Below are 20,853 nucleotides of genomic sequence, written 5' to 3'. Positions count from 1 at the left end.
TCGACCGCGTGGTGGGCAACTTACCCCGCGGCCGGGTCACTCAGGGGACGAACAGCGGCGCGGACGGCGGGAAGCTGATCGGTAGCGTCGTCATCGCGCGGTGGAACGGTCCCGGCCGCCAGGCGATCTCTTCCGCCGGCACGGCCAGGGTCAGGTCCGGCAGCGCGTCGAGCAGTTGGTCGAGCGCGTCCTGCGCGATCTGATAGGCCACCGATCGAGCCGGGCAGGCGTGCGGACCGGCACCCCAGGCGAGGTGGGATCGGTTGCCGTTGCGGTCGCCCTGGGCGATCGCCGGGTCGTTGTTGCACGCGGACAGGCTGATCACCACCGGCTCGTTAGCGGGTAGCCACACATCGTCGACCATGACCGGCTGCCGCGGATAGGTGGTGCAGAAGTTCGCCATCGGCGGATCGAGGAACAACACCTCGTCCAGCGCGTCGCGCGTGGACAGGCTGCCCGCGATCACCCCGCCGCCGAATCGGGCGTCGGTCAGGATGAGCAGCAGCGCATTGCTGATGAGGTTCTGCATCGGCTCGATGCCGGCGCCGTAGAAACTGATCAGGTTGTACAGCATCTCTTCGTCGTCGAGACCCGCAGCATGGTGCGCCAGCCGCGAGGTCAGATCGTCGCCCGGCGCGTCGCGGCGCAGGGTGATCAGCTCGATCAGCGCCGCGGACAAGTACTCCATCCCCCAGGCCGCGTTGACGGTGTCGAACAGCGCCGCCATCCCGGTCGCGACTCGCCGTCCCAGCTCCGGAGTGCAGCCGACCACCCGGTTGAGAGTCTCGAAGACCAGCGGAAAAGCGTACTGCGTCAACACATCCGCGGAGCCGGTGCCACAGAACGTATTGATCAGCGGAATCGCGACCTGTTCCACGGTCGCATGGAGGGCATGGTGATCGATACTGCCTATCGCGGCGACGTAGGCCTGCCGATAGCGCGCGTGGACCGATCCGGAGTTGCGCAGCGCGTTCGGATACCACTGCATCATCGGCCGCACCGGGCAGTCCTCCGGGATGCTGTCCTGCCACACCCGCGGATCCGCGGGAAAGTTGTCGGGGTCGTGCAGGATTCGCACCGCGGTCCGATACCCGAGCACCAGGTTGGCCGGGACACCCGGCGACAACTCGATCGGCGCTATCGCCCCGTACCTTTCGCGCATGGCGCGGTAGTTCCCGTGCGGATCGGCAGCGAACTCGGGCGCATAGACGAGCCCCTGCACCGGGCAACCAGCACCCCGGTCGGAGTACGACGGCGACTGCGGCGCGCGCCGACGGGAGACATGGGCGTCCTCCACAGACAGTGTTCCTTCCCGAATGGACGGCAGGTTCTCGCGACACTGCCACACCCGCGGGACCATCAAGATCGGCGAGACATACCGGCGAGTAGCGATTCAGGCGGCAGCCGAACAGCAAGTCGCCTGTCCCCCAAGGCTGTTGCGGTTCTCCCCGGCGACGACCGAGCACACGCATGCGCGTGTACAACCCGCAGGAAGTCGATGAATTCCTCTTACCCGCTCGTCATCGGGGGCGCTCGAGCAACTGAGTGAGTTCGTTGCGACTGTTGACTCCGGTTCGTTGACACGCCCGCAGGAGATGACCCTCCACGGTGCGGACCGACATGACCAGCTCTCGAGCTATCTGCTGATTGGACATACCGACGGCAACCAGAGCGATGATTTCGCGCTGCCGGGCCGTGAGGGGAGCTGGACCGTGCAACGTACGTAGTGCGGGCGTGGCCGCACCGGTCACCGAGGCTGATCGTCGAGCGGCGGCTGCAGTGGTCAGTGCCGCGCCTCGAAAAGCCTTCGCCCGGAAGAGTTGTGAGGCCTGCGCGGCAGCATCCGCAGCAGCAATACGATCACCGAACTCGTCATAGCGAACGGCAGCTTCCTTCAGGCCCTGAGAGTCGCCCCGCTCGACGGCCTCGGCGTGATCGGCAGCTACCGCCACTCGCGGTCCTTCGACGAGTGCACGGAGTTCGGTGAGCCGGGCGGTCTGGTGTCGGTCGCCGAACTGGACCGCGGTCTGGCGACAGACAACCTCGTGAGCGAAGAATTGTTGCGACCGTGCCATGTCCGCGGCGTCGACGGCGAGTGCGATGGCACGGCTGGTGACACCGGTTGCGGCAGCCACCCACGCCCGGGCCAACTGGTGCTGGTTACGCGGACGCAGCGCCTCGGCAGCTGGCCCCGGAGGTCGATATTCACTGAGCAGAGACGATGCCGAGATGGCTTCTCCCTGCATGGAGACGGCGATGATCTGCTGGAGTAGCGCAGCAGTGGGTATCCAGGTGGACTCGAAAGGCAACCTCACCGCGAGTGCTTCCTGTCCCTTGCGGACCGCGGCCGCCAGGTCACCCCGGGCGGTTGCGACCATCGACTCCAGCAGTGACCAATAGGAATAGGCCAGTGGGAAATCCAGGGGTTCACGCGTCAGTCGCGCGACGAGCTCGTCGGCTTGGGCGAGGTAGCCGGCGGTACAGAGTCCCATGAGGTGGAAGCAGCCATTGAGGAAATGCATGGTTGCGGTCTTGTCCGAAGTACGACACAACTCGTAGGCATGTTCGGCAGCGGTTGTCATCTCGGTGTAGTCCCCCAGCATCGCAGCCCCACCGGTGACGGCGACCGCGGCCAGGACCTCGAACCCTTTGTCCATAGGCGCTGTTGTGCCCAGTGCTTTGCGACCCGATTCGACCGCCGCGACCGGGTCTGTGTGGAACGCCGCGGTGAAAGCAACCGAAGCGTCGTAGAGGCAGGTCAATCCCGCAGCGGTTGCGTCGTGCTCGATGGCGGCGAACTGTCCGCTCTCAGGTCGGCCTGCCAGGGTGGCTTCGGCAACCATGCGGGCCAATGTCAGTGGCACGTGTACACGTGGCGGCAGCGGCAGGCGTTCGAGCGCAGTGGCGACCTCGACCGCTTCCTGGAACTGCTGGGTCTCGATCAGTCCGCTGACGTGAACAAGATGCGCGCGGAAACCGCCACCGGATGCGACGGCGTGGCGGGCAAGCCGCTCGGCAGTGACCGGGTCGGACAATCGCAACGCCGCGTGGGCGGCCTCGACAAGCACGGCTGGATCGGCAGTGAGATCGGACTCGCACATCAGCACCGCGCGCCGGACCCTTTCGACTGGCCCACAGTCGTCGTTCCGGATGTGCAGCTCCTGCACAACCCTGCCCCGCAGCGACTGCAGCCGTGCAGGCAAGCTCGCTGCTCGCCGCACTTCACCCAGCAGCGGATGTACCAGTCTGACCGATACCGCGCTGCCACCGCGGTCGATAGTGATCAACCCAGCCGCGACCGCGGTTTCGACCGACTGTGGACCGCACACCGCGGTCAGCACGTCGATCTCGATCGGATCGACGACGGACAACACGTCCAGCACGCTCGAGACCATCTGTGGCTGGCGCGCGATACTGGCGGCGACGAGTTCGGCCAAGGGCGGCGAAATGGACGGTCTTCCGTCCCATACCCAGACCCCGTGGCGGCACGTCAGCAGGCCGCTCGCGAGCTCGCCTTCGACGAGATACCGAAGGTGGAGCACGTTTCCGCGAGTGAACTGCCACATTCTGGCAGCGGTCGATGATTCGACCCGACCGCCCAAGGCTTGGGTCAGCAGACCGGCGGTTTCGAGCTGCGAGAGCGGCTGAAGGTCCAGGCGTAGCAGCAACTGGTCCTTCCACAGTCCTGACAACGCGTCCGGGGCGAGTTCACCATGGCGCAGCGTCAGCAGCACCGACGCCTTTGCTGATCGAACGATCTGATGCACCACCAAGGCCGATTGCTCGTCGAGCAGGTTGGCATCGTCGATGACCAGCAGACCGGGTCCTACCCCTGTGGTCGTGGTCAGCGCCTCGACCATTGACTGGACCCGGCGCAACGGATCGGTGCCGAAGTCTTCGCTGACCTCAGCGAACGCGCCGAGCGGCACCGACCGAGCTGACCGGGTAGCGACAAAGAACCTGCACGGTCGGCCTTCGGAACGCCACCGCGACACGATCTCGGTGGCCAGTCTGGTCTTCCCGACACCGGCAGAACCCGCCACTACGCAGCCGGGTGTGTTCGGAGCGGTGGCTTCCCACAGCTCGGCGATTTCCTCGGCTCGGCCGGTCAGTGACCACCCCGCCACCATCGTCTCAGGGTAGTCAGTCCCGAAAGGCTTCGGAAACGGTTCGAGCCCCGGCAAAACCTCACCCACCATCTCGATCACGGATCACAGCCAGCTTCCGCGCGGCCATATCGAGCACCGAGTCCACCGCATCGATGTCGACTCCCAGCACCTCAGCGATGACCTCGTCGGTGATTCCCGCCGCGTGTAGCCGCAACGCCTCGGCGTAGGGGAACGGAAGCCTGTCCATGGCCCATCGAAGGCGCTCGTCTTCAGTCATGTTTGCGACGACCTTTCCGCCGTGAGCAGCTGCAAAAAGCAGGACTCCAGGGTGTTCCGGAGGTGCTACGTCTCATTGCTGCTGTCCGATCTCCTCTCGACCGTCCCTCAATCGGAAGTCACGGTGTGGAGTAGGCGGCTACCCGTCTTCGGCTGATTCGATCAGACCCCCCGCGCGATCCACCAGCCATCGGCCGCGATCGGCAACGCGGCGGTCAGGATCGTCATGATGCCCATCAGGTGTCCCCTTCTGTTCGACGCCGGTCGAACGCGATCTCGATGTGAGACGTCGACAGCTGTGGCACCGCTGTCGTGAGCGACGCCCTCGGCAACCTCGAGAAGGTGCTGCAGCGCGGGTGTGAAGAGCGCCGTACCCTCGTACGGTTGCCTGTTCGACACCTACACCGACAGTTTCGACGCGGTCTGGCAAACCGGCCGACCGGTGAAAGGCTGAGCCGATGGCGCGCACCGAGTTCTGTGACGACCCCGCCGCACCAGAGCCGAGCAGTCTTGTCGTCGCGGCGTCCGCTGGCGTGTGTGACGACAAGGGCCGCATCCTGTTTCAACGGCGGGCAGACAGCGGCCTGTGGGCACTGCCCGGCGACGGCATGGAGATGACCGACAGCCTCCCCGGCTGCGCGGTGCGCGAGGTCAAGGAAGAAACTGGCCTCGACATCGAGATCACCGGGCTCGTCGGTACTTACACCGATCCACGCCACGGGATCGCCTACAGCGATGGCGAGGTTCGACGTCAGTTCAACGTGTGCTTCCTAGCCCGTGTCACCGGCGGCGACCTCGCCATCTCCGACGAGTCCACGGAACTACGGTTCGTATCCCCCGCCGAGCTGGACAGCCTCGCAATGCACCACACGCAGCGACTAAGGCTGACTCACTACATGGAGGGACGACGCACGCCGTACCTGGGCTGAAGACTCACGTGCGGGTGTGCCCCGCCTGTCTTGGAGGCTGAGCCGGGCGCTGCGGTCCAGCCGCGTTCGCCGACCTGTTCTGGACGCGCCGGACCGGCCGAGCCTCGAGTGGGTCGTCGTGGCCCGCCGGTCCTGACGCGGGTCAGGAAATGCCGCGGAGGAAGGTGCGGATGTCGTCCGCGAGCAGTTCCGGCTCCTCCATCGCGGGGAAGTGGCCGCCCTCGGTGAACTCGCTCCAGTGGCCGATCGCCTTCCACGGGTCAAGCGCGCGGCGCATGAGCGGGTGAGTGTCGAACACGGCCCATCCGGACGGCACGCCGGAGGCCATGTCCCAGTCGAATCCGGAGTGCTCGCCCTCGTAGTAGAACTGCGCGCTGGACGCGCCGCTGCGGGTGAACCAGTACAGGCTGATGTTGGTGAGGAGCTGGTCGCGGTCGACCGACTCGTCCGGCGTCCGGTAGGCGGCGCCCGCCCTGGTCTTGAATTTCTCGGCGATCCACGCCAGCTGACCGACCGGCGAGTCGGTGAGCGCCGCGCCGATCGTGTCGGGACGGTGGTTCTGCATCTCGAGGTACCCGCGCTCGGCCCCGTCCTCGGCGCGCACGGCCTCGATCTGGGCGATCTCGTCCTCGGACAGACCGTCGGGGTAAGGGAACTTGTCGCCGACCAACCCGAGCCACTTGGGGTCGGCGCCGGTGTGCGTGCCGATGACGCGCTCCGGGTAGCGCGCCGCGAGGAGGCCGGTGATGCCCGAGCCGATGTCGGAGCCGTGGGCCGCGAACCTCTCATAGCCCAGACGCGTCATGATCTCGGCGTAGGCCTCCGTCGTCCGTGCCAGCTCCCAGCCGGTCCCGGACAGCGGGGTGGAGAACCCGAAGCCGGGCGGCGACGGGATGACCACGTGGAACTCGTCGGTCAGCAGCGGGATGAGTCGCTGGTACTCGACGAACGAGCCCGGCCAGCCGTGGTTCAGGATCAGCGGGGTGGCCGCCGGGTTCGCCGATCGCGCGTGGACGACGTGGAACGTCTGGCCGTCGACGACCGTCGTGAACTGTACGTACTCGTTGAGCTTCGCCTCCTGCGCACGCCAGTCGAACCCGTCGCGCCAGTACTCGGCGAGCTCCTTCAGGTACACCAGCGGGATGCCACGGCTGAAGTCGGTGCGATCGTCTCGGCCCGGCACGGGGATCGGCCAGCGCGTGTGTGCCAGCCGGTCGCGAAGGTCCTCGACGTCGGCCTGCGGGATATCGATGCGGAAGGGTGTGAGTGCGTTGTTCTCGTTCATGACACCCACGTTCCCGGGTAATGCGGCGGGATAGCTTCCGCAATTGCTGAAATGATCGAGAACATGTTGGAGACCTCGGCCCGCCTGCTCGAACTGCTGTCGTTGCTCCAGCTCAAACGGGACTGGACAAGCTCCGAGCTCGCCGGCCGCCTCGGGGTGAGCACGAGAACTGTGCGCGCCGACATCGGCAAGCTGCGGTCGCTCGGCTATCCCGTGGACGCGCGCCCCGGCGTCGCCGGCGGGTACCGGCTGGCCGCCGGGACGGCGATGCCCCCACTGCTGCTCGACGACGACGAGGCCGTCGCCGTCGCGGTCGGACTGGGCGCGGTCGCGACCCAGAGACTCGGAGTCGAAGAGACATCGCTGACCGCGCTCGCGAAGCTGGAGCAAGTGCTCCCCTCGCGCCTGCGTCGGCGCGTCGAGGCGGTACGCGAGGCGACGAGCGTCGTTCCAGGGGCCGATCCGCCGCTCGACCTCTCGGTTCTCGGCGCGGTCGCCGCCGCGATCCGCGGCCACGAACGGCTCCGGTTCGGATACACCAAACCCGGGGGCAGTGCAGAGGCCCGCCACACCGAACCGCAACGGCTGGTGAGCTGGGGGCCGCTGTGGTACCTGCTCGCGTGGGATCTCGACCGTGACGCCTGGCGGGTCTTTCGCGTCGACCGCATGGTTGCGCACGCACCGACTGGTGCGCGGTTCCAGCCGCGCGTGATCCCGGAGGACAATGTCGTCGAGTACGTCGTCGGACGCGTCAGCAAGGCGGCCTGGACGTACCGCGCCCGGGCACTCGTACATGCTCCCGCCGCCGAGGTCGCCGCGAAGATCCGCATCCCGGTCGATATCGAGGTGGTCGACGAGTCCACGTGCCATGTCGAGCTGGGTTCCAACGACCCGGACCGGCTCGCGCTGCGGCTGACCCAGCTCGACGTCGACATCGAGGTGATCGACGGAGACGAGCTCGCGGTGGCGTTCGATCGCCTCGCGACGAGGTTCCGCCGCGCGGCGGGCGGCGCATCCACGACGTGAATCCCGGCCTTCGATCATGCGCCGATGTCGTCGAGGACGACGCGGCGTGGCTCCACGCAATCGAGCAGGTGGCCGGGCGATCGGCCAGGTGAGGCACCCGGAGCCCCCGCGCCGATATGGCATCATCAAATAGAACGAGTTCTAGAAATGTCCGAGGAGGTCTTCGTGGGAACTGCGCGATCAGTGCGGACGGGGCCTTTCGTCGTGCCCGCCGTCGACGAGATTCCCGGCGGACGGATGCTCGAACTTCCGGGGCGCGGCCAGACCTACGTCGTGGACATCCCGGGACCAGCGGGCGCACCCGTGCTGATACTGCTGCACGGCACCGCCTGCACGGCGGCCCTGAACTGGTTTCCGGCGCTGGAAACGCTGAGCGCGCGATATCGCGTGGTGCTGTTCGATCAGCGCTGGCACGGGCGCGGGATCCAATCGGCGCGGTTCCGGCTCGACGACTGTGCCGACGATGTGGTCGCGGTCGCCGACGCGCTCGGCCTGGATCGCTTTGTCTGCGTCGGCTATTCCCTCGGCGGTATCGTCTCCCTGCTCGCCGCCCATCGTCATCCGAACCGGGTGGCCGGGCTGGTGCTCTGCGCGACTCCGTATCGCTTCCAGGAGAAGTGGCGCGAGCGGGCGTTCCATCGTGGTTTCACCACCGTCGCCGAGGCGCTGGGCGACTATCCGTATCGCCGGGCCCGGCGGTTGACGCGTGGCCTGCCGGTCCTGCCGCCCGCCCTGGTGCCGGGGCAGCTACGGCGGTGGGCGGTGGGCGAATTCCGCAGTACGAGCGGATGGGCGCTGGCGCCCGTGCTGGCCGAGATCGGGACGTTCGACGCTACCGCGTGGCTGCCGGAGCTGCGGGTGCCGACCGCGGTGGTCATCACAACCAGGGACAGGGCGATCCCGGTGTACCGGCAGATCGAACTCGCGGCCGCGGTTCCCGGGTCGAGCGTTCATCCGGTCGCGGCGGGTCATGCGGCGTGCGCTGTCGCGCCGGACCGGTTCGTACCGGTATTGGCGGACGCGTGCCGGGCGGTGGCCGCGCGGCTGTAGTCGACGACCCTGTTCGACGCCGATGGCGAACAGGGCGGTCTTTCGGAGCGGGTGATCAGCCCCGAGCGCGTGCCGCGGCCAGCAGTTCGTCGATCACGGCGGGCACCGCGTCGGCCAGCGCGTCGACATCGGGAACCAGGTCACGGCAGGCGATGAACCCGAAATCCAGGTCACCGCAGTTCGACAGCACGGTGACGGTGAGCCCGGCGCCGTGGAAGACCGGGCCGAACGGGTACATGCCGTCCACCCGGACACCGAGGAAGTACAGCGGCATCGGCGGACCGGGCACATTCGAGACCACCAGGTTGTGTACCACCGGGTGCCGTTCGGCCAGCTTCAGCGACGAGTAGACGCGCGACGCGAGGCGAAAGGTGTTGGGCGGGGCGTACTTCGACCAGTCCTGGAGGAAGTCGGCGCCGATCAGATCATGTTCGGCCTTGGCGTCGCGGTTGGCGACGGCCAGCATCTCCAGCCGCTCGACCGGATCGGCGATATCGGTACCGAGGCGGCAGAACAGGGTCGAGACCTTGTTGATTCCCTCGGTGTGCCGGGTGGATTCGTGCACGGAAACCGGCACCGAGGCGACCAGAGAGCGGTCGGGCAGCTCGCCCCGATCCGCCAGATAGCGGCGCAGCACGCCACCGACCACGGTCAGCACGACATCGTTCACCTTCACCCCGAACGCGGCCTTGATCTCCTTGATCACGCCCAGGTCCGTCTTGGTGAACGAGACCGACCGTGTCCCGGTGACGGCCTGATTGAACGGCGTGCGTGGCGCGGAGAACGGAAGCGCCATCCCCGCCTGGTCGTTCCGCCGCCGTTGCGCGACACCCGCGACCATGCCGAGGGTTTTGGGAACCATGCCGAGCATCCCGGCCCTGCCGGGAAACCGGACCGCGGCACGCGCAATGAGCTCGAGATCGCCGGGCACCGGTTCCGGTTGCCACGGTTCGGGTTCCGGGCGACTGAGCCCCGGCTCCAGATCGCACAGGTGCATCATCATGTTCGTGCCGGTGATGCCGTCGACGGCCGAATGATGGTACTTGCAGACAACCGCCACCTTGCCGTCGTCGAGCCCCTCCACCACCGACATCTCCCACAGCGGCCGGCTCTGATCCATCGGCCGGCTTGCGATGTCACCGATCAGCGCGGCCAGACCGGCTTGCCCGCCCGGCTCCGGCAGGTCGACGCGCCGGATGTGGTTGTCGATGTCGAAGTCCATGTCGTCGACCCAGAGCGGATGGTCGAGGTTGAACGGCACCGGGTGGACCCGGCGGCGCATGTGCGGGATGAGAGGTAATCGCCTGCGCAGTTCGTCGCGGAGGTGCGCGAACGAGTACGGGCCGTCGGCCGGGTCGAGAATCAGCAGGGCACAGACGTGTAGATGCTGGGTATCGGTCTCCAGATAGAGGAAACTGGCATCCAATCCAGTGAGTCGTTCCATAGCCGAACCCTACTAGAACACGTTCTAATTTTGCTGTATGTCGGGCCGAAGTAGACGACTCTCACACTGCAGTCGGCCAGGCACCCACATCTACCCGCAGGTCCTCGATCGCCGGATATCCTGGGCGACGATCAGTGATGCAGGATCGCTGATCTCTTCGAGGCCGCCGGTGACTTCACAGCCGGACCGCAACGGGCAAGAATGGGGCGATGTCCGTGGATGAGGGCACCAGGCAGCCGCCGGCACTGCGGGTGCTGCTGTCGCAGCGCCGCTCCGCTGTCGCTCAGCAGATACAACACAGCGTGCGAACCGCGAGCGAGGCCGCAGGCTTACCCGAGCAGTACGTCAAGGCCGAGTGCGCGCCCACGATCAGCGCATGTGCTCGGGTGCTTCTCGACGCCATGAGCACTGAGCGATCGCTTGGTCGCACCGACATCGCGCGGGTGATCGCACCACTGGCCGAGCGTCACGCGGAGCACCGGCTGCCCTTGGCGGCCCTGCTGGAACTGGTGCACGCAACGGCGCGGGCGGCGGTGTCAGGGGCAGTCGCGCTGGCCACCACGCCCGAGCAGAGGTCCGAGCTCGCCGACATCGAGCAGCGGGTGCTCGATGTGACCGGGCATATCGGCATCATCGCGGCCGGGTCCTATTCTGTGGTCGAGCGGGAGATAGCCGGGCGCGACCAGGGTGCGCGCCGGGAGTTGCTGGCCGCGTTGCTGTCGGGTTCCCCGGCACAAGCCCACGCGGCGAAGGCCGGGATCTCACTGGCGGGCTCCTACACCGTGCTCGCGATCGACCTGCACGCCACTGCTGCCCACGAGGTGCCCGAGCTCGTTGCCCGGCGCCGCGAACATGTCATCGCCCGTGGTCTCGACGAGCTCTCCACCTCGACCGTCCTGTTCCAGTTCGACGGCAGCGCAGGGATCGCGTTGCTCGCCGACACCGCGATCGCCCCGGATCGATTCGATCAGCTCGCCGAGAGGCTGCGCTCCGCGCTGGATGCCACCCCCTATCTCGGACTCCTGCCTGGCGTCGCTCTCGAGGAGATCCCTTCCGCCGTCTCCGATGCCCGCGAACTCGCTTTGTTCGCCCGGCTCAGGGGCCGCCCGCCCGCTTGCTACCGTCTCGACGACCTCCTGCTCGAACTGCAGATCACCCGGCCCGGCCGGGCCAAACAACGCCTGATCGAACTGCTGGAGCCAGTGGCCGGATATCCGCACCTGCTCGCCGCCCTGCAGGCGAACCTGCAGCACGGCGCCGACCGGCAAGCAGCCGCACGGGAGCTGTTCGTGCATCCGAATACCTTCACCTACCGGCTCAACCGGATCACCGAACTCACCGGTCTGGACCCGACGCAGCCCCGCGAAGGCCGAACCTTGGCAGCGGCACTGACCATCCGCATCCTCGAAGGCCCGACGGCCGGTCGGAATCTGGCCAGTCCGAGCGACGATGCCGCCGCGTCGGACACCATCGAAGACGACTCGTGACCCCTCAGTCACCGCGTGTGCGACAGGCGAACACGGAGTCTGGTGCGCCTCGATAATTCCAAGAATACGGCGACAAGTTGAACGATTTAATTTCACAGTGCACGGGATGATTCCCCGCGAAGTATCTTCTTTCTGCTCGCAGTGCCGCGAGCAGATCGGAGTCTTTTTTCATGCACAACACATCGATCGCGCGTCGTATCGCGACGGCCGCAATCACCCTGATCGCGACCGCTACCGCTGCAATTGGCGTCGCAACGCCACAGGCCGCTGCGGCCCCGGTGCGGGATCCGATTCTTTTCGTTCACGGCTGGCAGGGATCGGCGTCGAACTGGGATTACATGCGGGGCCGGTTCCTTGCGGCCGGATACTCCTTCGAAGAGCTGGCACGATTCAGCTACGACACCTCCCAATCGAACGAGAACATCGCGCTGGAGGTGAAAGCGCAAGTCGATGCGCTGCGCGCGAAAACAGGTGCAGCCAAAGTCGACATCATCAGCCACTCGATGGGTGGCCTCAATAGCCGCTGGTACCTGAAGAAGCTCGACGGCCTGAGTTTCGTCGACGACTGGGTCTCCATCGGCGGCCCCAATCACGGCACCGAAGTTGCCGGCGGATGCTCTGACGCCTCGTGCGTGGAGATGCGGCCCGGCTCGGCATTCCTGGCCGAGCTCAACAGCGGCGACGAAACCCCGGGACAGGTGAACTACGGCACTTGGTGGTCACCGTGCGACGAAATCATCAACCCCGATACGAGCACCATTCTCAGCGGTGCCACCAACACCCAGACGCTGTGCATCGGCCATATCTCGCTGCTGTCGTCGGCGACGGTTTTCGACGGCGTGCGCAACTTCGTGAGGTAGCGGCCTGATCAGGGCCCGGCCCCCTCTCGCAGCAGTGCGACGGGGCCGGGCTCTCGCGATCGATCCTCGGCGAATTCGACAGTCCCCCAAGCGATCCCGCTGAACTCACCGGCGCACATTCGCCTGCTCGACGGGCTGTCGAGACGCATCGTGACCTGTCAAGACTACTTCGCTTGTGGCGCCGGCCAGCCAGCTGATTCCGGGCCAGGACTTGGGCAATTTGATCAAGCCGCCCATGGCCAGCAGCACCAGGTCCTCATAGCCCTCACGCATTTCCGCGAGGTGATCCCAGGCGCGGTGCCGCTGGACGGCATCCTCCATATGATGCAGAGCCCAATGCGCGCACGCCGAGGCTTCGGCGACCCGCGCGATCACCCCACCCACCGAATCGGTGCCCCGCGGCGTCCCGGCCCGCGGCCGGGGAAGCTGCGCGGCGATCCACGCATCGATCTCGTGGACGACCCCAGCGACTTGCCGACGAATCGTCTCCGCCGACGGGTCACCGACCCACGCCCGATACAACGAGCCGAGCGTTCCCGCCCACGCCGCCAGCGGGCAATCACTGTCGGTGGATCCACTCACCGCGCGCAGCAAATCCTGCGGTGACAGAAACGGACCGTACTGGGGAGGTATCCGCAAACCAGGATTGTGCACCATCGTCGGAGTCACCAGGCGAGTTCGTTCGGCGACAACCCGGCCATGTCAACTTTTCGGGCCACGCGATTCAGAATTGTGTCAACATGCACGATGATCTCCTGAACAGGCACTTCGGAAGTCCGAACACGCGCCTGTGAAAAATAGCTAGCTTCTAGATTCGGAACGGACACCACTGTCCTTCCGCGCGACCCTGCGAGATCACAAGATGCTGGGTCGTTTGCCCTATTCTGCGGCTGCAGCAAGTGCTTCAGGATTCAGTCCTCGCCTGATCTTTGTTCACCAATCGATCCTCCTTGGATCGGGGTCGTCACTGGTCATCGAGAGAACCGATGACCTGCGGCTCCGGTACGGAAAAACCCTCCCAGAGCTCGCGTGCAGTGGGTCCGGTGATGCCGCCCGCGGCGGAGCCGATGTCATCCCAGGAAGCATCGGTGCTGCGAGCGAATCGGACCGCTTCGGTCAAGCGAAGCTGAGCTTCGAGCAGAAGCTCGTGCGCGAGGCGCACCGGCATGACTGTCCAGACGCGATGAACGTGGCTGTCCCAGTCCTCCAGTACCGCCTGCCGTGACGCGGGCGACAACTCCCCGTCTGCGCTGAACAGGACGCGTTCGGGCACGTTGTGATCGAGCGGTCGAGTCGTGCGCTGCCACAGCTTGCCGCGCCATTGTCCGCAACTGCATTCGACCTGCCACCCGAAGATCTGACCGGTCGGGGTGCGGAGCCTGCCGTCGGAGCAGAGCTGTCTTCGAGCATGCGCCTCCATCTCCGGCAGCGAGATCACGGCGCGGATGTACCACTCGTGCCGCCCCACTGGATCGACCACTCCACAACCTCCGACCACTAGAATTGTTCGAGGAAACGCATGGTGGCCGGTGGAGCGAGGCCAACCGTGGTGGCAATTCGAGTTCGTGACCACCCACTCGGTGCGACGAACTCACGCTGAGACTTCTAGAGGAGTCGATCCTCCAGTACCGACCGGTCCCGTTGCAACCAACGGTGGGGCAGTCTGGCGTGCGGTCCAACCGATGTTGGTCGAGTTTGTCATCGGTGATAGACCGGGGCCCGATCCGAGGAATCGGCTGGGACGTGCTCCGTCAGGCGGACGGGTGGTCGGCACGGTTCGAAGAAGCGCGGTGTCATCCCGTGTCGCACCGCTGATCGCAGACCATCATCCGACACTCCGGACGATCCGTGGAGAACCAACGGGACGGGGAGGGCGGCGGCCGGAGTCGCGATCAACTCGTCGTCGAGAAGCCGATTCCGAACACGTTCCACGCCCAGTTTTGTCCTCCGGCGTGCGATGCGCGGCTACTCCTGGAACGGGAATGTTCCACATCGGTGCACGTCACCAGGGCACTGTTCCGGCGTCGTCGAAGAATCCACCGGTCGGTCCGTCGTCGGGCAGGGTCGCGAGGTGAATCGCGATCGCCGCTCCCTGTTGTGGTGTGCGGACGCCCCGGAAGCCGTTGAGGTCGGTGGCGGTGAAACCGGGGCAGCCGGAGTTGATCAGGATGTTGGTGTCGCTCAGTTCCTTGACGTATTGGATGGTGACGGCGTTGAGGAAGGTCTTCGACGCCAGGTACGCAGTGGGAACCGGGCCCATGTCGATGCCGGGCGTGGTCTGGAGGGCAAGCGAGCCCACGCTGCTGGACATGTTGACGATTCGCGGTGATGCCGAGCCGCGCAGCAGGGGCAACATCGCGTTGGTGACCCGGATGACGCCGATCACGTTGGTTTCCACGACAACTCGTACAGTCGCGGGATCGACCGTGGTGGGCGTCTGTGGCATAGCGCCGGTGATCGCGGCATTGTTGACCAGGACGTCGAGCCCGCCGGCATGGTCGGCGATCAGCTCGGCCGCGGCGGCGACACTCGCGTCGTCGTCCACGTCGAGCGGCACGCCGAACGCATCGGCCCCGGCCGCGCGCAGCTTCCCCACCGCGGTCTCGCGGCGTTGTCGATCCCTCGCGCCCACACCGATTCGCCAGCCAAGGGCGCCAAGGCCCGCCGCGATCTCGTATCCGATTCCTTTGTTCGCGCCGGTCACCAGCGCGATCGTCCGTTCACTCATGCCGTTGATCATGTTGCGAACTCGACTGGGGCGTCCAAGACCGACCGGGTGGGCGGCGATACCGCACGGGTATTGGCCGTGGTGAGCGCCAACTACGATGCCATGGTGGAGACACGGGAGTTGCGCTACTTCGTCGCCGTCGCCGAGGAGTTGCACTTCGGGCGAGCGGCACAGCGGCTCACGATGGCGCAACCACCGCTGTCGCGGGCGATCCAGCAACTCGAACGGCGACTCGGAGTCGTTCTGCTGCACCGTAGTTCTCGCGCGATCACGTTGACCGAGGCCGGGACGGTGCTTCTGCGGGAGGCCCGGCATGCTCTCGAAGCGGTCGAAGCCGCCGAGCGCCGCACCCGCCGCGCCGCTGCCGACCGGCCCGGCGTGGTGCTGGCCACCAAGGCGGGAGCGTCCAGCGAGCTGTTGTCGAAACTGCTCGACGCCTATGCCGCCGATCCCGGCGCTGCCGCAGTCGAGGTGATGCTGTGCGGGCCCGGCGAACCGGAAAGCCTGCTACGCGACGGGCGTGCCGACGTTGCCCTGCTCCACCGGCCCTACGACACGACGACCGGATTCGACACCGAGGACCTGCACACCGAACAGCAGGTCGTGGTCCTGCCCGCAGGGCACCCCCTCGCCAACAGATCCCACCTGTCGATGGCCGAGGTCAACGCCCTGACCGACCTGCCCCTGCCACGCTGGCCCCGACGGGATGGAAGTTATCCGGACGGTCCCGGCCCGCAGGTTCGCGACCATACCCAGTTGACCCAGCTGATCACGCTCGGACGGGCCTGCGCGGTCGTGCCAGAGTCGCTTCGAGCCCAGCTACGCGACGATCACGCCACCGTGCCGGTGCCGGACGCACCGTCCGTCACGACCGTCATCGCCTGGCCACCACACAGCAGATCCAAAGCCGTCGCCGACCTCGTCCGCACGGCGATACGCCTCTAACGGAAGTCGCGGATCGAACCTACGGTTCCGTCATCCGGTCAGCCCGAGCAGGGCAGCGGTGAAACCGAGATCAGGTCCCATATCTTCGACTCTGCCTGTTCGGCACCCATCGGACTTCAACTGCACTCGCTCACAGAACACGCTGATCACTTCGCCGCTGGCTGCGGTGGCCACGAGGAGATGGCCACGGAAGAATCGATCGTCCCGGTCGATCGCTCCGTCGATGTTCTGCATCAGCAGCGGCGTGAGGTCGACCAACTCGATGAGAGCCGAGGAATTGGCTCGCAGTTGATCGGTAACTGCGGTCAGACCGGTCAGGGCATCGCCGAGTTCTCGCTCCCGTTGCGCGACTACGGTTGCGGTGCCGCCAACGACGGAGTTCAGTTGATGCAAAGTCGCCTGCAGTCCCAGAGCCTGCTCCGCCAGAAGCTCCGACATCCGAGTCATCGAAGCACTGAATTCTCGGGTGGATTGCTCGTTCTCCGCGAGGATTGCGGTCAGCTCTTGCAGCCGGATGATGATATTCGCGATCGCGTCCTTGTCGTGGACGCCGACCTCGAGCGCTGCCGAGAGTGCGTCCAGGGTCTCCCGGATGCGCTGCCCTCGACCGTCGAGGACCGCAAAGGTCACGTTCCCCGACAGTGGTCCACTCCCCGTGCCGGGTACCGGGGCGAGAGATCGGGCGAATTGGTCGATGGTGGCGATCACGGTATCCATCTCGACCGGGGTCCGTGTGCGCGTCAGCGGCAGATGCGCATCATCGGCCAGGATAGGCCCGCCGGTATAGGGCGGCGTGAGCTCGATATGGCGGTCGGTCACGATCGACGGCGAGATCAATGCCGCGATCACGGTGTCCGGAAGGTCTATCGCCGGATCCACGCTGAGATGGACCTCGACGTAGCCGGGCCGGGGAATGATCTTTTCGACCTCGCCTACGTCGAGCCCGAGCACCGTCACGGAATTGCCGACGAAAAGACCTGCGGAATTCTCGAAGTCCGCAGTGATGCGATGCGGAGGTGGTGCGGTAACCGCACATCCGGCGGAGAGGACGAACGAGGCGCCGGCAACCGCCATACCGGCAAGTCGAGTAACGCGGTGGTGAGTCGGAATTCGCATGGACAGGGTCCTCTCAGGAACCGACGAGGGAGCCTATCGACCGTGGCCGGCGGAGTGTCTGGTGAGGAATTCCAGTTCGACGCGGAGCACATCGGAGTGGTCGAGTCCGCCGGCGTAGACGTCGTAGTGCCCGCCTCGGCTGCGGTAGAGCTCGCCGCGGGGTGCTCGCGCGGCGGCCTGGGTGGCGGGTCCGGTGGGGGCCATGGTGTCGGTTTCGGCGACGACCATCAGCAGGGGGCATCGGATCCGGCCGGCACTGCGGACGGGGCGGTGGACAGCGATGTCGAGCACTGATCGCGCGGTGATGCGGTTCGGCCACGGCTCGCCGTCAGTCGGAGAGAGTCGGTGTAGTCCGCTGAGTGCGTCGTTTGTGGCGATCACGCCGATGCTGTCGGGTCCGACGCTGAGCGGCAGATACTTCGGCGGTTTGCCGGCGACGCCGCCGAGCAGGTCAACCACCGCGGTGGCGGTCAGGCGCAGCGCGCGCGGCGGGTGCACCTTTCCCGTCCCGGCCAGGCCGTCGACGAGTGGGCATTGTGCGATGGCTCCGGCCAGTGCCGGATCGGTGGCAGCGATATCGAGGATGTGCATGCCGGCGAAGGAAGTTCCCCAGATGAACAGGCGATCGTTGTCGAGCGAGTCGTGGCGACGCGCCCAGGCCAGGGCGGTGCGGTAGTCCTCTCGCTGGCGGCGGATCGAGAGGAGTTCGCGCGGAGTGCCGCCGGACCGCCCCCAGTGCCGGTAGTCGAAGACGAGGGCGGCAAAGCCGTTGTCGGCGAAGAACTCCGCGAACGGGGCCAGGCCGGCAGCTTTGATTCCGCCGATGCCGTGGGCCATCACCACCGTCGGATGCGGCGCCGGTGATGACGGGAGGTACAGCCAGCAGTCCAATTCGGTGTCCGCGCCTGCCGGGATACGCACATGCTCGCGGGTGGTGTCAGTCATCGGGGGTCCTTCGCGGTCGGGTCGAGAGTGATGGTGGCGCCCGCGGATCGGGCGAGGTCGGCGCCGAACAACGCGGCGGGGGTGAACGCGCCGGGGCGGGCATCGCCGTCGGCCAGCCGGCGCGCGACCGTGGCGGCAACACGGCCGGTGAACTGGTAGCCCTCGCCGGTCTGCAACCATGCCCGACGCATTTCCCCGTCCTGCCATTCCGCGGACGCGTAGGCCCACGACGCCTCGCCCGGCGTGCTCGGTGGTGTCAGCTGCCAGCGGTTGATACATCGGACCGCGGTGCGCCGCAACGCATCTACTCGCAGCACCGCACCCATGATCGGCAGTGCGGCTCTAGCCGCTCGGCCGGTAGGCACCTCACTGGAGGTCGCGATCACCTCGGCGGCACCGGAGGCCCGGCGCGCGGCCTCCAGCTCACCGGTGGGTACCGCCACGGTGGCACGCGTTGTACCGTCCGGTAGCGGAATGTGCTGCAGGTGCGCACCCAGCCGGGTCCGCACGAGGCGACCGTTTCGGTAGGTCAGCCCGCCGGTCGCCGCCGCGTCGACCACGCTGGCCAGCACGGCCGGCCCCAAGCCGTCCACGACAGGGATCGCTGCCACTCGGACACGGATCGGAGCGGGACGCCCCGTGCACAACTCGTAGACCAGCGCCTCGCTCGCCAGCGTGCCGAACCCCGCACCCGTCACCAGCGTCGACCCGGCGGCGCGGGCCGCCGAATCCAGCTCCAGCAACGACCGCACCGGCTGGAATTCGTTGGCCAGGTCCACGTAGTGACTGCCCGCGGCCACGCACGCCTGTGCGGTCGGGATGGTCGTCGCGCTGAAGGGGCCGACCGTGTTGACGACGACATCCGGTCCGCCCGTGGCGATCCGGCCGACCGGTTCATCGGTGATCAGCGTCCGCGGCGGTGCCCCGCCCAGCGCCTCGAGCGCCGCCGCGGCCTCGGACAATCGCTGAGCATTGCGGCCGACCAGCACGATCCGATGCCCGCAGCCGCGCAACTCGGCACCGATGTTTCGCCCGGCGCGACCGGTCGCGCCGATGATCCAGATTTCACCCATGAACATACGCTACAACGTGTAGCGTATGTCCGACAAGGGTTGAACCGCTACGATGTGTCGCGTATGTCTGACAAGGGAAAACCCGCCGGAATGGGCCGCCCCCGCAATACGGCCCTGGACACCGCCATCACCGCCGCCGTCGAGCAGCTACTGCTGACAGACGGCTATAGCGCGATCACTATCGACAAGGTCGCCGCGCTGGCCGGTACCACGCGCACCGCGCTGTACCGCCGCTTCCCTGGACGCGTCGCGCTGATTGCCAACAGCATGGCTACGCACTTCGGCACCGATCCTGCGCCCGATACCGGCAACCTGCGTGACGACCTGATCTCGCTGCAACGCGCACAGGTCGAGTTCTTCACCACCCCGATCATCGCAGCGGGCATCGCAGGCCTGCTCGGCGATCTCAGCACCGACCCGCAGTGGAGCGCGCTGTTCCACGAGGCCTTCATGGCCCCTCGCCGCCGGTCGACGCAGGCGATGTTTCAGCGCGCGGTCGACCGCGGCGAAATACCACCGGTCACTCATCCCAACCTCGTCGCGGACATCTTGACCGGCCCCCTACTCCTGCACGCCATGCTCCCCGCCACCGGACCGCTGGACGACACCCTCGTCGCCGCCACAGTCGACGCCGCCCTGCACCTGCTCGAGGTCGGTATTCGCGACGCTTGATACCCCACCGATCCGGTTGCCGCGGTCGCCCGATGGCCCGTCTGACTCGAAATGCCGTCTCGTCGACGAGGCCGTGTGCTACGTTTCCGCCTGGTCTGGTCAGAAGGCGTCACCCTTAGCCGGGAGGTCGAGACATGGATCAACAAACACTGTTGCAGCTCGCTGCTGACGAGCTTGCGATGCGATCGCTCGAGTATCGCGAGATCGAGATTCTGGACTACGTTCCTACGCAGCCTGACCGTGCGCTGCTGTGCCTGCCCGGATCCGTCAGGGTTTTCGTCGCCGCCCAGGGTGATCCGATTCTGCAGCGAGTTCGAGATGCCGCCACCCTGCGTAATGGCGACGATGTCACCCTGGTCGAGAACGAGCTCCGGCCCCGTTTCGAGGGTCGCACGAGACTTTCGACTTACCAGGCCTGGCGTCTACTTCAGCGTTCTCCCGTATTCGCGAGCGTTCGATATGGCGGCCGGACCCTCGCAACGAACATCTTCCCGCCGGACGACCTCGGCGTAGTCATCCTGGACAATCCGTACAACGGTGGACAGCTGAGCCCGGAATCTCTGACTCTCGTCGAACACCGACGTGACGATACCGACGAGGCATTGGCGGCCGTGGCTCTCAAACACGTGCCGCCGCTGACCCCTGCCGAACGGGCTGCGCTGGCGCAGGTGCCGGAGGATCAGCTGGAGGCGAACCTGACGGCCGACGCAAGTTGTTGCGAGAACGGCACTTTTGTCGCGTGGGCTGCCATGGCCGTCACCGTCGCTGTCCTGTGTACGGCAGCTGTCATGGCCGCAGAGGAGGAGGAGCGGCACCTTTCGGACGAACAAATTCAGAGATTGGGCCCGGCCGCGACAGCACGGGAATTGCTCGATCTCCGCCGTGAAGCTCTCGGGCATGTGCATTGA

The 20,853-nt window shown here is 66.4% G+C and carries 21 protein-coding genes; 8 read left to right on the top strand and 13 right to left on the bottom strand.

Annotation, left to right across the window (positions count from 1 at the left end; genetic code table 11):
- Positions 1-40: 40 nt before the first annotated feature.
- From ACWF82_RS07115 to ACWF82_RS07100, 4 genes are all read right to left on the bottom strand, one after another.
- On the bottom strand, positions 41-1,297 hold the full coding sequence (locus tag ACWF82_RS07115) for a cytochrome P450 (protein ID WP_452498828.1): 1,257 nt from the start codon (positions 1,295-1,297) through the stop codon (positions 41-43).
- 223 nt (positions 1,298-1,520) lie between these two features.
- On the bottom strand, positions 1,521-4,199 hold the full coding sequence (locus ACWF82_RS07110) for a LuxR C-terminal-related transcriptional regulator (protein ID WP_452499165.1): 2,679 nt from the start codon (positions 4,197-4,199) through the stop codon (positions 1,521-1,523).
- Positions 4,189-4,386 (bottom strand): hypothetical protein, encoded by a 198-nt coding sequence (locus ACWF82_RS07105; RefSeq protein ID WP_452498826.1) that lies wholly within the window; start codon positions 4,384-4,386, stop codon positions 4,189-4,191. Before ACWF82_RS07105 ends, ACWF82_RS07110 begins: the two co-directional genes overlap by 11 nt.
- A gap of 161 nt (positions 4,387-4,547) precedes the next feature.
- Positions 4,548-4,784, bottom strand: coding sequence for a hypothetical protein (locus ACWF82_RS07100; protein ID WP_452498824.1), 237 nt, complete (start codon positions 4,782-4,784; stop codon positions 4,548-4,550).
- A gap of 59 nt (positions 4,785-4,843) precedes the next feature.
- Between ACWF82_RS07100 and ACWF82_RS07095 the strand changes: the two genes are divergently transcribed.
- A complete protein-coding gene (locus tag ACWF82_RS07095) occupies positions 4,844-5,314 on the top strand; it encodes an NUDIX hydrolase (protein ID WP_452498822.1) in 471 nt (156 codons plus the stop codon).
- Positions 5,315-5,456: 142 nt separating this feature from the next.
- Here ACWF82_RS07095 and ACWF82_RS07090 read toward each other — a convergent pair whose 3' ends face one another.
- Complete coding sequence (locus ACWF82_RS07090; RefSeq protein WP_452498821.1) at positions 5,457-6,599, bottom strand: epoxide hydrolase family protein; 1,143 nt, start codon at positions 6,597-6,599, stop codon at positions 5,457-5,459.
- Positions 6,600-6,662: 63 nt separating this feature from the next.
- Here ACWF82_RS07090 and ACWF82_RS07085 point away from each other — a divergent pair, with 63 nt between their 5' ends.
- On the top strand, positions 6,663-7,625 hold the full coding sequence (locus ACWF82_RS07085; RefSeq protein WP_452499163.1) for a helix-turn-helix transcriptional regulator: 963 nt from the start codon (positions 6,663-6,665) through the stop codon (positions 7,623-7,625).
- Between the two features lie 165 nt (positions 7,626-7,790).
- Positions 7,791-8,675: an alpha/beta fold hydrolase gene (locus ACWF82_RS07080; RefSeq protein ID WP_452498819.1), complete on the top strand. Its 885-nt coding sequence runs from the start codon at positions 7,791-7,793 to the stop codon at positions 8,673-8,675.
- 55 nt (positions 8,676-8,730) lie between these two features.
- On the opposite strand, the gene ACWF82_RS07075 is transcribed toward ACWF82_RS07080, so the two are convergent.
- Positions 8,731-10,119: a WS/DGAT/MGAT family O-acyltransferase gene (locus ACWF82_RS07075; RefSeq protein WP_452498817.1), complete on the bottom strand. Its 1,389-nt coding sequence runs from the start codon at positions 10,117-10,119 to the stop codon at positions 8,731-8,733.
- 209 nt (positions 10,120-10,328) lie between these two features.
- On the opposite strand from ACWF82_RS07075, the gene ACWF82_RS07070 reads away from it, so the two are divergent.
- Together ACWF82_RS07070 and ACWF82_RS07065 are read left to right on the top strand one after the other, a co-directional pair.
- Complete coding sequence (locus tag ACWF82_RS07070) at positions 10,329-11,606, top strand: PucR family transcriptional regulator (RefSeq protein ID WP_452498815.1); 1,278 nt, start codon at positions 10,329-10,331, stop codon at positions 11,604-11,606.
- A gap of 170 nt (positions 11,607-11,776) precedes the next feature.
- Positions 11,777-12,466 (top strand): esterase/lipase family protein, encoded by a 690-nt coding sequence (locus ACWF82_RS07065; RefSeq protein WP_452498814.1) that lies wholly within the window; start codon positions 11,777-11,779, stop codon positions 12,464-12,466.
- A gap of 105 nt (positions 12,467-12,571) precedes the next feature.
- On the opposite strand, the gene ACWF82_RS07060 is transcribed toward ACWF82_RS07065, so the two are convergent.
- The 4 genes from ACWF82_RS07060 to ACWF82_RS07045 form a co-directional block, all read right to left on the bottom strand.
- Positions 12,572-13,048, bottom strand: coding sequence for a hypothetical protein (locus ACWF82_RS07060; protein WP_452498812.1), 477 nt, complete (start codon positions 13,046-13,048; stop codon positions 12,572-12,574).
- Positions 13,049-13,430: 382 nt separating this feature from the next.
- Complete coding sequence (locus ACWF82_RS07055; RefSeq protein WP_452498810.1) at positions 13,431-13,904, bottom strand: hypothetical protein; 474 nt, start codon at positions 13,902-13,904, stop codon at positions 13,431-13,433.
- A gap of 260 nt (positions 13,905-14,164) precedes the next feature.
- Positions 14,165-14,398, bottom strand: a complete 234-nt coding sequence (locus ACWF82_RS07050) for a class II fructose-bisphosphate aldolase (protein ID WP_452498808.1) — start codon at positions 14,396-14,398, stop codon at positions 14,165-14,167.
- Between the two features lie 70 nt (positions 14,399-14,468).
- Entirely contained in the window at positions 14,469-15,194 is a 726-nt protein-coding gene (locus tag ACWF82_RS07045; RefSeq protein WP_452498806.1) for an SDR family NAD(P)-dependent oxidoreductase, read from the bottom strand.
- Positions 15,195-15,296: 102 nt separating this feature from the next.
- Here ACWF82_RS07045 and ACWF82_RS07040 point away from each other — a divergent pair, with 102 nt between their 5' ends.
- The gene (locus ACWF82_RS07040; protein ID WP_452499161.1) at positions 15,297-16,139 is read left to right on the top strand and encodes a LysR family transcriptional regulator; all 843 of its coding nucleotides are present in this window, start codon (positions 15,297-15,299) and stop codon (positions 16,137-16,139) included.
- Positions 16,140-16,169: 30 nt separating this feature from the next.
- Here the strand turns inward: ACWF82_RS07040 and ACWF82_RS07035 are convergent, their stop codons facing one another.
- The 3 genes from ACWF82_RS07035 to ACWF82_RS07025 all read right to left on the bottom strand — a co-directional run bounded on the left by ACWF82_RS07035 (position 16,170) and on the right by ACWF82_RS07025 (position 19,273).
- Positions 16,170-17,213, bottom strand: coding sequence for an MCE family protein (locus ACWF82_RS07035; RefSeq protein ID WP_452498803.1), 1,044 nt, complete (start codon positions 17,211-17,213; stop codon positions 16,170-16,172).
- Between the two features lie 75 nt (positions 17,214-17,288).
- Positions 17,289-18,200: an alpha/beta hydrolase gene (locus ACWF82_RS07030; RefSeq protein WP_452498801.1), complete on the bottom strand. Its 912-nt coding sequence runs from the start codon at positions 18,198-18,200 to the stop codon at positions 17,289-17,291.
- Positions 18,197-19,273, bottom strand: coding sequence for a saccharopine dehydrogenase NADP-binding domain-containing protein (locus ACWF82_RS07025; RefSeq protein WP_452498799.1), 1,077 nt, complete (start codon positions 19,271-19,273; stop codon positions 18,197-18,199). The genes ACWF82_RS07030 and ACWF82_RS07025 overlap by 4 nt, the downstream gene beginning before the upstream one ends.
- A gap of 63 nt (positions 19,274-19,336) precedes the next feature.
- On the opposite strand from ACWF82_RS07025, the gene ACWF82_RS07020 reads away from it, so the two are divergent.
- Positions 19,337-19,945 carry a TetR/AcrR family transcriptional regulator gene (locus ACWF82_RS07020; protein WP_452498798.1) on the top strand — a complete coding sequence of 203 codons (609 nt, stop codon included), beginning with the start codon at positions 19,337-19,339 and terminating at the stop codon, positions 19,943-19,945.
- Positions 19,946-20,079: 134 nt separating this feature from the next.
- Complete coding sequence (locus ACWF82_RS07015; RefSeq protein WP_452498796.1) at positions 20,080-20,853, top strand: hypothetical protein; 774 nt, start codon at positions 20,080-20,082, stop codon at positions 20,851-20,853.

Source organism: Nocardia sp. NPDC055053, assembly GCF_053608285.1.
The sequence above is the reverse complement of the archived record's forward strand: the minus strand, read 5'-3'. Positions and strand labels throughout refer to the sequence as shown.